The organism is Beduini massiliensis (genome assembly GCF_000829905.1).
Taxonomy (GTDB): Bacteria; Bacillota_I; Bacilli_A; order Erysipelotrichales; family Coprobacillaceae; genus Beduini; species Beduini massiliensis.
In genome coordinates this window covers 815,421-829,176 of record NZ_CDPP01000006.1, presented here as the reverse complement: position 1 = coordinate 829,176, position 13,756 = coordinate 815,421, and the positions used below count along the sequence as shown (strand labels likewise).

The window sequence follows — 13,756 nt, the reverse complement described above, 5'->3', positions numbered from 1 at the left end:
GTACAGCCAGGTTGCTTATGTCTTACTCACCCGTTCGCCACTCATCACCAAGGTGATGCGTTCGACTTGCATGTATTAGGCACGCCGCCAGCGTTCATCCTGAGCCAGGATCAAACTCTCCATGATACTTTATATCATCAATCTGTTTTTCTTTGACTCTTTTGTCTTCTGACTTTTGTTTCTTTTTTTCTTCTCAATTTTCTTTCTTTCGATCGAAATTGTTTGACGTGTTCTGTTCAGTTTTCAATGGTCTCCGCGGCCCTTGATCGGACTGCCTGTTTATATTACCACGTCCTTCCTCTCTTGACAAGTCTTTTTTATTATTTTTTGAATTTTTTTGAATAATTATCTATATATAAATTAAAAAAGCCCATCCGGGCTTCTAATCATAACTATTCTGCTACTTTTTGTTCTTTGATAACTTTAGCGATAGATGCGATAACTTCTTTTTCGTCTTCACCTTCGGCAACGATTTCTACAGTTGCTTTAGTTGGAACACCTAAAGACATAACACCCATGATTGATTTTAAGTTAACTTCTTTTTCATTATAAATCAATTTAACATTGCTAGCGAATTTGCTTGCTTGATTTACTAAGATAGTTGCTGGTCTTGCATGTAACCCAACAGGATCAGATACTACAAAACTTAATTTTTCAGCCATTATATAATTCCTCCTTAATACAATTTGACTGGATATATTATATCACATTTTCAATGAATTTCTATAGGAAAAGCAAATTTTTTTTAGCGCTTTCACTTTATTTAATTTATCTGATTATTTCTCACTTTTTTCGACACACTAAATAGAATTCATGGATCGTCAGTTCAAAGAATCCCCTTTGTTTCATACATTCGTCAATATAGGCATACTGATTGATATACATATCCGAATTTATCACTCTATCCGGCATTGCTTCTTTTAAATATGTAAATAATGCTGATAAGCTCCTAAATCCAATCTTAGCTAACTGCTCTTTACCATCAAGAATAGTAAAGCCATTTTGATCCAAAATTGCCTGACAGGCATATTTATTCCATTTTGTATTGGGATTGATTGGCATATAAAGAGGATTTAACTCTTTCAAATTATCGCCACCACGTTGTTTAACTAATAATATGCCATCCATTTTTAAAATACGATGGACATCCGTTTTATCAAAATTGGTATAAGCCACAATATATGTATCCAGCTTGCCATCTTTAAACGGCAAACGATTTTCCTGAGTTAATGTTGTAACCTTTACCCCTTTATCCGCCAAACGATGCTCTGCATCCACTTTTCTTGTATCGATCACATAAGTAACATCGGGTAAATCCCGGATTGAATCGGCAAATTCCCCAGCATCCATACTGGCGATTCCCAAATGATCTTCCGGCGTTAAATAAGATTCAACCACTTCTTCAAAGCCTAATCCCGGTTCCGGATAGATAATATCTTCTTTATTTTCAATCGTTTTTTCTTCATTAATTTTATTTCGAATAGCGATTGCTTTATCCACACCATCTTTAAAGCGACGCTGTGCATACTTATAATAAGTAAACTGTGATACAACATCAATTATGACAGAGACACACAGTAGGGTAACAAACTCTAACAGCCATGCCATCGAAAACAAAGGCAGATCATTTGTAAACAGGAAGATCAGCAAGGCAATAAAAATGATATAACTTGTTCTTCCATAGGCAAACGGTCGAGTAAACTGTAAAAAATAAGCAACATTGAATTGCTTGTTAGCACGTCTTCCATCCATTTCTGCAAATATAATTTTTAGTATGTTCATGATTACGATCATCATACAAATTAGTATTATTAAATATCCCATTGGCTACACCTCACCACTTAAATGTACAACATTACCTCTTTAAAAGCAAACAAAATACTGAAATTACCTAGTTCTATAAAGAAAAAAGTATTAGGTCTATCCCCTAATACTCCTTATACTTTCTCACGATTCGCACGACGACGTTCTTGATCTGTTAAAAGACGTTTACGTAAACGAATGTTTTCCGGTGTTACTTCTACCAGTTCATCATCATTAATATAATCTAAACATGATTCTAAGTTGAATTGTCTTGGTTTCTTTAAAACAACTGTTGAATCTTTAGAAGAAGAACGTGTGTTCGTTAAATTTTTTCCTTTAGTAATATTGACTACTAAATCATTATCACGGCTATGTTCTCCTACGATCATTCCTTCATAAACTTCAACACCCGGTCCAATGAACATGACTCCTCGATCTTCCACACTGCCTAATGAATAAGCTGTTGATTGTCCGGAGTCGATAGAAATCAATACACCTAATTGTCTTTCTCCTACAGCTTCACCATCCACCGGACGATATTCCATAAAAGTATGAGAGATAATTCCATATCCCTTTGTCATGGTTAAAAAGTTTGTCATGAATCCGATCATTCCTCTTGAAGGAATATGATAAGTGACTCTTGTCTGTCCATCATGGCTTGTCATGTTTTGCATAATCCCACGTCTAAATCCCAAAGACTCGATAACAGAACCGATACAGTCATCAGGCGCTTCTACTTGTACATCTTCCCATGGTTCACAAACTTCACCGTCAATTTCTTTTAAAATAACTTTTGGACGAGATACTTGCAGTTCATAACCTTCACGACGCATCGTTTCAATTAAGATTGATAAATGCAATTCTCCACGTCCGCTGACGATCCATTCTTCTGAATTAGGAATTCTTTCAATCTTTAATGATACGTCTTTATTTGTTTCCTTAAATAAACGTTCTTCAATTTTGCTTGCAGTTACAAATTTTCCTTCTCTGCCGGCAAATGGAGACGTATTTGTTCCGAAAACCATTTGGATTGTCGGTTCATCTACACGTAACAATGGTAAGGCTTCTTCTTTTCCCATTGTACATACAGTTTCACCTACGCCGATATCCGCTAATCCGGCGATTGCTACGATATCTCCGGCTGAAGCTTCTTGAATTTCAATTCGTGATAATCCAAGGAATCCAAATAATTTCTGAACTCTAAACTGTGTAATAGAACCATCTGCTCTGACACAAGATACGGTTTCATTTAATTTAATCTTACCACGTTTAATACGTCCAACCCCAATACGTCCAACGTAGTCATTATAGTCTAATAAAGCAGGCTGGAATTGCAGAGGTCCTTCTTCATCAACATCGGGAGCCGGAATTTCATCAATAATCATATCAAACAAATGATCCATTGTCGCTTCCTGTGTTGATAATTCATCAGATAAACTTGATGTTCCCTGCAAAGCAGATACATAAACAGTTGGGAAATCTAACTGATCATCTTCTGCTCCCAGTTCCATAAATAATTCTAAGATTTCATCGCGTACTTCACTAATACGGACAACCGGACGGTCTACCTTATTAATTACAACGATGGGTTTAACCTTTGATTCCAACGCTTTTTTTAATACAAAACGAGTTTGAGGCATTGTTCCTTCGTATGCATCTACCACCAACAAAACCCCATCAACCATTTTCATGATACGTTCTACCTCACCGCCAAAATCGGCATGGCCCGGTGTATCCATGATATTGATATGGTAATCCTTATAATTGATCGCTGTATTTTTAGCTAGGATTGTAATTCCTCTTTCTCTTTCTAAGGCATTACTATCCATTACTCTTTCTGCCACCTGTTCATTATTTCTAAAGGTTCCTGATTGTCTTAATAGCTGATCAACTAATGTCGTTTTTCCGTGGTCTACGTGTGCAATAATTGCAATGTTACGAATGTTACTCATCACAATACCTCTCTTTCTTAATCTTTTTTACAACTTACACATTATAACACAAATCGTGATTCTGCAAACATTTTTTATCATTGTAAGTGCTATCAATCTTATTTTTTTATTATTTATTAAATTATAGCCCACTATTCTATACTTTTTCATATTTATAGACGAAATGACGATACTGTTTTATAATGATTTAAGGAGGTTTATTATGAAAGCAACCTATATTTTTCACAGTGGGTTCATGATTGAACTCGAACATCATGTTTTAGTCTTTGATTATTATCAAAAAGAATTACCGCCTTATCCCGCAGATAAAAAAGTCTATTGCTTTGTTAGCCATTTTCATCAAGACCATTTTAACCGAGATATTTTTGAACTATTTCCTCAAGCAACCTTTATTCTTTCAAAAGATACTCGTATAAAAGAAACAGATTCTAAACATATTGTTAAAAAGAATGAAACTTATAAAATTGATGATTTGTCGATTACAACATTGCGTTCAACGGATGCCGGTGTTGCCTTTTTAGTTACCGTTGAAGATAAAGTCATTTATCATGCCGGGGATCTTAATTGGTGGCACTGGGAAGGAGAACCTAAGAACTTCAATGATAATCAAGCTTATAATTTTAAAAAAGAAATGATAAAGCTTGACGAGCTTTCTATTGATCTGGCAATGCTTCCGCTTGATCCTCGTCAAGAAGAAAATGCTTGGTGGGGAATACAAGAAATTTTAAAGCATGCCCAGATTAAACATATTTTACCCATGCATTTTGGCGATGCCATTGAACTAATGCAAGATTATTTAAAACAAGAACCTTTAAAGAATTATTCACAGATACATAAGATTGATCATGAAAACCAGTCTTTTGAAATCTAAAAAATCTGCAAAAGCAGATTTTAAGACTATTGCCTCACCGCGATTTAATTGTAAGTCGCTAGGGGGCATTTTTATTATTCACTTTGATATTAAAATTTTAATTTTCTAATATTATGTTTTTATACAAATAACCCAAACATATACCGCTTATTCTTTCAGCATTGTATAAGGACTTATTTTTCTGATTCTCATGGAAACAACCACTGTGATAAATAAACCAAATAGGAAGATGCCAATGCCAACTCCCAACATCCAAATAGTCGGAACAGCAAAATTGATTTTCATCATTCCAATACTGCTGAATAAAATGCTTAACATAGAATTTAATCCCACTTTTCCCAACAAACATCCCAGAATTGTGCCAATCAATATTACCGGTAAAAAGGTATAGACCGTTTCTAAAACTAATTGACGTGTCGTATAACCGATTGCCTTTTGTATTCCAAATTCCTGTCTTTTACGAATCACCGCCGTTTTTACCACCATATATAAAGCAATACTTACGATCGCCGCTGTGATTAACATGATAATAAACGCGATAATCGATACAATATTTTGATAAACCCCTAACATACTTTCGATTTGCAGCTGAGCATTCGTTGTCTTGGCAATATCTTTGGCATAGGGATCTAATGTCTGAATAAACCCGGCTGTATCTATCTCCTCGTCTAAATAGACATAAATACACAAAGAATGATAACTGCTGTCTAATTGCTGATAGGCACTACCTGTCAGCATTGCTTCATGTCCCATATAGTTTGATCCTTGACTAAATCCGGTAATCAAGTATTCAATCTCTGCTGTCCCTTTTTTGAGTGTGACAGTATCCCCGATACTTTTACTCATATTTTTCGCGAGTAATCCATTGATTGCAATTTCGTTTTCATATTTTGGGAACCTGCCTTTATACACCGCTTGCTGATTATCCAGTGCACTAAAGTCATCCATAATATAGCAGAAAACCTCACTGTCTTTATTTCCAATGGAAGCTCTGACTTGATCATAATAAGCTGCTTTTCTGACTCCGTCAATATTTTGCAGGATAGCTAATAAATGGTCTGCACCTGACGCATCAATCGCATTGATTTGAACGTCAGGAACTTCTGTTGATACCATTTCCACAAATTTTGTGGATTCAACAGAAATATTATAATACATTACCATCGCAAACATAGCGGCAAAGCTGACCCCCATAATAACGAACATAATCATTATATTTAAACGAATTTGATGGATAAAGTTTTTAGCTGCGAGGAGCATTGGCAAATTTCCTTTTGTTTTATCTAATGGGAAAGAATTATTTTTAAAACTGTGTGTTGTAATCCCTGTACGAATGGCAGTGATGGGAGTTAGCTTATTTATTTTTTTAGCGCTTAAATAAGCAGTGACAATCACCATCAATGATATCCCCAAGACACTGAGTAAGGCTGAAAAAAAATCAAATCCCTGGTTCCAGACAATCCCGGTTTGTAAAGCAAACATATTTGAAATAGCGGGAAGAATCAAATACGATATTCCAATGCCAATTAAACAGCCTGATAAAGTCAAAATCAAAAACTGCATCATCAGCGATGAAACAATTTGATAATTGCTGTAACCAATCGCTTTTTGAACTCCCATGTTCCTTATTTCTTCCTCAATAGTATTCCCGATTCTGAATTTCACCATGACTAAAACAACCGCTACGATAATCATGGAAAAGCCGATAATCACCATCGATCCAATAGATGAAGTCATGGTACGTGCTTGTTTCACCATTAAATAAAAAGACGAATCGTGATATACAGTTGGATCATGATCTTCAAGGAATGTATTAAACGTGCCGACAAAATTTTCTCCCATAGTCTTATTTTCTTTTAATAAGGCACAAAAGAGCGTTCCGTCTATCTTTGAGTCAAACGATTGAGCCAAATCCTGATATTCTTTATCGGGCAGCACCACTCCTGAAATAGTAGAATTGACCGTCCCTAAAATAGGTTCCTCAAAAAAACCGGCAACCTGATATTCTCTCGTTCTTTTTTCACCGCTCATTAGAATAATTTCCATATCAAAGGAATCTCCTAACTGATAATCCCCCCCGGTATGGAACAGCCAGGGTAAATAAATAGGGTGTTCGTAAGTATCCGCTGAATGTTCAAGATAATCGATCTGACTGATTTCGGGTTCATCTTGCTGATTCATAAACACCATATTGCGGGTTTGTTCCCCCTCCCCATAAGCAAGTGTTGCGGTGGCAAAAAGGATATCACGCTTTTCTATAGCTATGCTTCGTTCATCTTCTTGCATCGCAGCCGTCATTTCATTGATTAGTTCTTCATCCTGCGATTTTATTGCTAAGATAGCACCGGCACTGTTTAATCTATCAGCATGGTGGTCATAGTTACGATCATAATTATGGGTAATAACTAACCCAATATTCAAAAGAACAGCACCTAAAAGCACAATGACAAAAAATGAAATAGCTTGGCTTTTGCTTTTATGAAACTGTGCTTTTACTAGTGGCCAGACAGAGTGCATATTACCACCCCATTTCCTTTAAAAAGGCAGTCAATCGGTCATGACGTTTTTCATCATTAGGGACATAGTCACCAAGATCACATTCTCCATAAATGGCACCATCTTGCAAATATAAAATACGATTTGCCCGACGTGCCGATAAAACATCATGCGTCACCATCACAATACTTTGTCCGTCTTTGTTCAGTGCTGTTAAAACATCTAAAACCGCTTTACTGGCATAGGAATTTAATTGTCCTGTCGGCTCATCTGCAAATAAGATATCGGGCTGATTGATCAAGGCTCTGACAATCCCCGCACGCTGAGCTTCTCCCCCTGAAAGTTGGGCAGGAAATTTATGATAAAGCTCTTCTTTCATTGCAACCAGTGACAACAATTCTTGTGCACGTTGAACAACCTCTTTTTTCTTACGGCTGACTAACAGCCCGGCAGACAGAATGTTGTCCATGACACTCATATTATCCTGTAAATAAATCTGCTGGAAAACAAAGCCGCAATGGTGACGGCGAAAAACAGCTAAGCGGTCATCGGAATAATCGGAAATCTCTTCATCTCTAAAATAAATTTTACCTAAAGATGGTTTGTCCATTCCAGATAAAGCATAAAGCAAAGTAGATTTTCCTGCACCGGAAGGTCCCATGATGACAGTAAAATCCCCCTCATATATCTCTAAATCTAAATTCTTTAAAATATGCTGTAATACGCCACCGCTGGAAAATGTTTTACACAGTTTTTGGGTAGATATCATTTTCTCCATATTAAAATCTCCTCTCCTTGTATATCCATCCTACCATGCAATATTCTTAACGGTCTTTATCCAATCCTTAATTATTTCTTAATTACGCCAATTTTAAAGCTAACTGCATCATAAAACCATCTTCAGTTTTTTCACATTCGATTGTTCCATTCATCTGCATCATTATATAGCGACAAATATATAGCCCCAATCCTGCTCCGCTTTTTTCTTCAGCATTTTTTGCTCTGTAATATTTATTAAAAATAAGAGATTGTTCTTCTGCGGTCACACCCTCACCAAAATCTTTGATAAATATAAGAAATTCTTCCTCAACTATTTCAAAATGTACTTCCATTGACGTATTGGCATATTTATAAGCATTACCAAACAGATTATCAAATACTTGTTGTAGACGAAGAGCATCAAATAGAAGCAAGCAGTCCGGAACAGGATCAATGACCGCCTTATTTTGATAGTCTGCTGATTGAAGCAATGTCGCTAATTCCTGACTGGAATGTTCTTTAACAAAAATCGTTAATTCCTGCAATTCTTCTAAAGTCGCATGGAACAAGTCCGATACAAGTTCGTCGATCTGATTGGCTTTTTGATCAATAATCAGCAGTTGTCCACGCTCTTTTGGATCTTTTACCTTTATCAGCATTAGTTCTAAGATTGCTTTAATAGAAGCTATCGGTGTTTTAATATCATGACTCATTTTAGCGACTAATTCTTTCTTGCTTTGATTTGCTTTCTGTTCATTGAGTCGTGCCTTTTTTAATTCCGTTCGCATCAGATCAAAACTTTCGGTAAAAACGCCAAAATTATTGTGGCGATCCATCTCTAAAGGAAAGTCTAAATCCCCACCTGCTACTCTCGTCGCAAAACGCTGTAATGACCTAAATGGCTGGATCATACGTTTATTCAAATAATAAGTATATCCTCCTAAGATAATCCCTTCAATTATCAGAGTGCCTCCTAGAATCTGCATGAGGAAAACAAGGTGTGAGGCTATGCGAGAGTTACTGTCATTATAAATCAAGATTTTTCCTACTCTTTGATCGTTCAATTCAATATCGATAATACTATCACGATTTTGTATTGCCGCTTCTATAGACTGTGAAACAGACGGTGAAGTTGTATAAATCTTTTTTCCGTTATTATCCAATAAAGTAAAGTCTAAATCAATATTTGAGGATACTGTACACAATTGTGTTTGCATCAAGGTTTCCCATTGCTGACCGATCTGCTGACTTAAATCATTAACCATCACATTATCAAGCGAAGTATCCTTAATTTTTTCAATCACCTTCCACCCTACTATCCCTTCTATTAAAAGAAGACCAATAAATAAAAAGAGGATGAATTTCAATTTCATCTTAGTTCCTCCTTAAATCGATATTCAGCTTCCCTTGCTATTGTATTTCTGAATATCTTTTTCATTTGTTTTCGTGTATTTTAAACTTTTTATTATTTTCTAAATTACTCAATACAGTCACTATCACCTAAACCCTCTTTTAGACAATTCGTATATCTCTTAAACAGTCTGCAAATCATAATTTAGCGAACTGCCTGTGCAATTTCCTCAATTGTATCCGGACGAAGCCATTTTCCAAAAATTTGAGAATCCTTTGAGTACAGATAGCCTAAATCTGTATATCCAAGTTTTTTAAGTAATGCTTTACTTGGGATATTATCAACATCAGTAAAACAAACATAATCCCATTCCGGATAGTGGCTATGTAAATAGTCAATCAAAGTCGACAAAGCTTCAAAAGCATATCCTTTACGATGGACTTTGTAAGAAAATGTATATCCAAAAGAAATGGTTCCATCATTTGGCATTACTGTAATTTCGCCTATCAGACTATCGGTTTCTTTCAACGCAACCGCAATCAGTGCAGAAGTTTCTACATTCAATGTATCACAGGTTTTACTCGTTGCCCATTCTGCGAGTTTCTCGTAATTTTTCTCCTGTTTCCGCTGATATTTTGCACATATCTGATTATTTCGATAATCAAACATTTCATCAATATCTTTTTCATCTATATTTCTTAATCGGAGCCGCTTTGTCTCTAAAAAAGTCATGCTTATATCCTCCTATGCATTCTAAATAAACTATAGTATAATCGACGATTAACCCAAAACCCGTTACAGTGATACAAAAAAATTCAGTGTTATAAGGCTGTTAAAACTTCTGACACATATTTTACGCCTTAAATCGATAGCCGACTCCCCATATCGTTTGAATTAATTGAGGATGATTTGGATCTTTTTCTATTTTTTCACGTAAGTGATGGATATGTACATTTAATGTCCCATCACTCGTAATCATATCCTGCCATACTTTTTCAAAAAGCTCTTCTTTCTTCAATACTTTTCCTCGATTCATAACAAGATAGGCTAATAATTTATACTCCTGTGCTTTTAATTGAATGGGCTGTTGATTAACCCTTACTTCACCACGGTTGAAATCAATCATAAAATTATCAATCTGGAAAATATCTTCACTGACCTTGACACTGCTGTATCGTTTTAATACTGCTTTTACTTTAGCAAGCAAAACACTTAACGAATAAGGTTTACGAATATAGTCATCACCACCGATATTTAATGCCAATAAAATATCATCATCACTGTTTCGAGCACTGATAAATAAAATAGGAACACTGATCTCTTTTCTTAACTGGCGGCATAGTTCAAACCCCGAACTCTCTTTTAAATTAATGTCTAGTAAAATCAGATCTGTTGTATGATACTTAAAAAACTCGATGCAGGCAGGTGCATCAAAAACGGCTTTGCTTGTGACATTAAAAAGATTAAAATATTCTTCTGTACTTTGTGCCAATGGTTTTTCGTCATCAACAATTAAACATTGATAATGCATGAGATCACATCCTTTATCTTTTATTGTATCGATTTTCCGGTTTGAAAGCAATCCTAACTAAAAATAGCTATCAGATTGATAGCTATTTTCCATATTGCCCGCAATAAATAAAGAATACCCCAATAATAATTAATAAAAGCGCCCATACTTGCATACTGATTGTTATACTTAATATAACAATATCAAATTGATCTATAAATAATGATAAAAAACCACCGAAAAGATAAAAAATACCGCTTGTAATCGTGGAAGCATAGGAATTCTTTCCCAAGATTCCTTCCATTGTTGCAAAAAGCAAACATCCGACTAAAGCTGTTGCCAACAAATCATTCATATAACTATTCGATATGAAATAGTTCCAAATAATTTGAAGACATAATTCTACTAATACAATTCCACATAGGGCAGGCGTCAATAAATTGATGGTCATTCTTAATGTCTGCAGGTTTGATGGCTGTTTTAATTGCTGTCCTTTCATGACGATCACCCGCTTTCATCATAGCATGTCCCACTTTATTATAAATATGTAATCGTCCCCATAATATCGACAGAGTTTTTCTTTGACAAATAAAAAAAGTGCCTATTTGGCACTAATTTTCATTATTCTTCAAAATCGTATTTAGAAAACACTTCACTCACTGGCTTAGAATGTTCAATGTTGTAAATCGTGCTTGCGATAAGATCGGCGATAGATACATGTTTTAATTTATCAAATTTCTTTTCATCTGGTAATTGGATTGTATCTGTTACGATGATTTCCTTTGCTACTGAGTTTTGCAGTCTTTCACAGGCAGGTCCTGAGAATACGGCATGGGTACAAGCGATATACACAGCTTTTGCCCCTTTATCCATCACCGCTTGAGCTCCTGCGGCAATCGTTCCGCCAGTATCGATCATATCATCCACCATGATACAGTTTCTTCCTGCTACATCTCCGATGATTCCCGTTACTTCCGCTACGTTTGGTTTAGGTCTGCGTTTATCAATAATAGCCAAAGGTACATCTAAAGCGTTTGCTAATTTTCTCGCTCTGTTTGCTCCCCCGTGATCTGGTGAAACAACCGTTACATCTTCAATTTCCTGATCTTTGAAGTAATTGCTTAATAATGGCAATGCTGTCATATCATCTACCGGAATATTGAAGAAGCCTTGTATTTGAGCAGCATGTAAATCAACAGTTACAACACGGTCAACACCGGCAGTTTGTAATAAGTCTGCAACTAATTTTGCTGTGATCGGTTGTCTGGCTTTTGCCTTGCGATCTTGTCTTGCATAACCAAAATATGGAATAACTGCAGTAATTTCAGCAGCTGAAGAACGTTTTAATGCATCTACACAAATCAATAGTTCCATTAAGTTTTCAGTTGCCGGACATGAAGTAGATTGAATAATATAAACATGTTTACCACGTACAGATTCATTTATTTCGACTAAAATCTCCCCATCAGCAAAGTGATGAACTTTTGTATCGCAAACTTCTCCATCCAAAATTTTTGCGATATCCCCTGCTAATTTCTGACTAGCTGATAATGCAATGAGTGTTGTTGTTTCTTTCATTTTTTTGCCCCTTATTTTCTTTCTCTTTTTTCTTTCAATACTTTAGCATATTCTTCTTTTGTCACTTGTCTTTCTCTTGCAATCGCAAAAGCATCTTCCGGTACCGTTTCCGTAATCGTTGATCCTGCCGCAACATATGCTCCGGATTCCAAAGTAACAGGTGCCACTAAGTTTGAATTGCATCCGACAAAGACATTGTCTTTAATGATTGTCTTAAATTTATTTTTCCCATCATAATTGCTGGTAATCGTTCCACAGCCGATATTAACATCTTTTCCTACGACCGCATCCCCAATATAGCTAAGATGAGCGCATTTGCTGCCAACACCGAAAGTAGTATTCTTCATCTCTACAAAGTTGCCCATATGAACATTTTCCAAGATATGGCAATCTTTTCTCAGACGGGCATAAGGACCGATGTCCACACCAGATTCAATCACGGAATCACTTAACACTGAGAATTTAATTTCTACATTATCCTTAATGATGACATTGTCAAATTCACAGTAAGGTCCGATATGACAGTTTTGTCCTATGACACTATTGCCTTTAATAATACATCCCGGTTCAATGATGGTATCTTGCCCAATTTCAACATCTCTGGCAATATACGTATTTTCCGGATCTAAGATTGTAACACCGTTCAACAGCAGTTCATGATTAACACGCAGCTGTAATTTTTTCTGTGCTTTCGCTAATTCTACACGATCATTGATTCCGCCTACTTCATCAAAATCACTGATCACACAGCTTCCTACTTTTTTACCCATTTGATTTAAGATTTTTACGACATCGGTAATATAATATTCTTTTTGTGCATTATCATTTGTTACCTGTTTTAAAGCTTCAAATAATAATAGATTGTCAAAACAATAGATTCCGGTATTCATTTCTGTAATTGCCAATTGCTCAGATGACGCATCTTTAACTTCTATAATAGCGTCAACATCGCCCTGTGCATTACGCAAAATACGACCAAATGATTTCGACGTATCGCAATGTGCCGTTAAAAGCGTTGCTTGATTCTTATTTTCCTGATGAACTTGTATCAAAGCTTCTAATGTTTCTTTTCTTAATAATGGGGCATCCCCATTAATCACTAAAGTAATCCCCTCTTTGTCCTCTAGGATCGGTGCTGTCATTTTAACGGCATGTCCGGTTCCTAACTGTTCATTTTGTTCAACGTAAGATACTTCATCTTTCATGATCTTACGAATTACTTCTTTTCCATGACCGATAACGGCAATCGTTTCGGATGTTTCCATCTTCTTTAACTCATCGCAGATATGTTTGATCATCGGTTTATATAGCACAACATGTGCCACCTTTGGCAAATTCGATTTCATTCTCGTTCCTTTGCCGGCAGCTAATACAATTGCATAAATATTCATTGCTCCACCCCTTTTATCCGACATTATTCTACCAAAAAACCTATA

General features: G+C 35.9%; 12 protein-coding genes and 1 rRNA gene. 1 reads left to right on the top strand and 12 read right to left on the bottom strand.

The window, feature by feature from the left end; translation table 11 throughout:
- The 4 genes from BN1225_RS14610 to typA all read right to left on the bottom strand — a co-directional run.
- Positions 1-126, bottom strand: a 16S ribosomal RNA gene (locus tag BN1225_RS14610); the annotation flags it as partial.
- A 266-nt stretch (positions 127-392) separates the two neighbouring features.
- Positions 393-662 carry a phosphocarrier protein HPr gene (locus tag BN1225_RS13915; protein ID WP_041140373.1) on the bottom strand — a complete coding sequence of 90 codons (270 nt, stop codon included), beginning with the start codon at positions 660-662 and terminating at the stop codon, positions 393-395.
- A 121-nt stretch (positions 663-783) separates the two neighbouring features.
- Positions 784-1,797, bottom strand: a complete 1,014-nt coding sequence (locus BN1225_RS13910; RefSeq protein WP_041140372.1) for a hypothetical protein — start codon at positions 1,795-1,797, stop codon at positions 784-786.
- 140 nt (positions 1,798-1,937) lie between these two features.
- Positions 1,938-3,755, bottom strand: coding sequence for a translational GTPase TypA (gene typA, locus BN1225_RS13905; protein WP_041140371.1), 1,818 nt, complete (start codon positions 3,753-3,755; stop codon positions 1,938-1,940).
- 202 nt (positions 3,756-3,957) lie between these two features.
- Here typA and BN1225_RS13900 point away from each other — a divergent pair, with 202 nt between their 5' ends.
- Complete coding sequence (locus tag BN1225_RS13900; RefSeq protein ID WP_041140370.1) at positions 3,958-4,626, top strand: MBL fold metallo-hydrolase; 669 nt, start codon at positions 3,958-3,960, stop codon at positions 4,624-4,626.
- Between the two features lie 147 nt (positions 4,627-4,773).
- Here BN1225_RS13900 and BN1225_RS13895 read toward each other — a convergent pair whose 3' ends face one another.
- From BN1225_RS13895 to glmU, 8 genes are all read right to left on the bottom strand, one after another.
- Positions 4,774-7,143 carry an ABC transporter permease gene (locus BN1225_RS13895; protein ID WP_041140369.1) on the bottom strand — a complete coding sequence of 790 codons (2,370 nt, stop codon included), beginning with the start codon at positions 7,141-7,143 and terminating at the stop codon, positions 4,774-4,776.
- Between the two features lies 1 nt (position 7,144).
- A complete protein-coding gene (locus BN1225_RS13890; RefSeq protein ID WP_041140368.1) occupies positions 7,145-7,900 on the bottom strand; it encodes an ABC transporter ATP-binding protein in 756 nt (251 codons plus the stop codon).
- 82 nt (positions 7,901-7,982) lie between these two features.
- The gene (locus BN1225_RS13885; RefSeq protein WP_041140367.1) at positions 7,983-9,254 is read right to left on the bottom strand and encodes a sensor histidine kinase; all 1,272 of its coding nucleotides are present in this window, start codon (positions 9,252-9,254) and stop codon (positions 7,983-7,985) included.
- Positions 9,255-9,436: 182 nt separating this feature from the next.
- The gene (locus BN1225_RS13880; protein WP_074434829.1) at positions 9,437-9,964 is read right to left on the bottom strand and encodes a GNAT family N-acetyltransferase; all 528 of its coding nucleotides are present in this window, start codon (positions 9,962-9,964) and stop codon (positions 9,437-9,439) included.
- A 121-nt stretch (positions 9,965-10,085) separates the two neighbouring features.
- Complete coding sequence (locus BN1225_RS13875; protein ID WP_041140366.1) at positions 10,086-10,763, bottom strand: response regulator transcription factor; 678 nt, start codon at positions 10,761-10,763, stop codon at positions 10,086-10,088.
- A gap of 82 nt (positions 10,764-10,845) precedes the next feature.
- Positions 10,846-11,241: a hypothetical protein gene (locus BN1225_RS13870; protein WP_041140365.1), complete on the bottom strand. Its 396-nt coding sequence runs from the start codon at positions 11,239-11,241 to the stop codon at positions 10,846-10,848.
- A gap of 122 nt (positions 11,242-11,363) precedes the next feature.
- Positions 11,364-12,320 carry a ribose-phosphate diphosphokinase gene (locus BN1225_RS13865; protein ID WP_041140364.1) on the bottom strand — a complete coding sequence of 319 codons (957 nt, stop codon included), beginning with the start codon at positions 12,318-12,320 and terminating at the stop codon, positions 11,364-11,366.
- Positions 12,321-12,331: 11 nt separating this feature from the next.
- Positions 12,332-13,711, bottom strand: a complete 1,380-nt coding sequence (gene glmU, locus BN1225_RS13860; protein ID WP_041140363.1) for a bifunctional UDP-N-acetylglucosamine diphosphorylase/glucosamine-1-phosphate N-acetyltransferase GlmU — start codon at positions 13,709-13,711, stop codon at positions 12,332-12,334.
- Positions 13,712-13,756 lie beyond the last annotated feature (45 nt).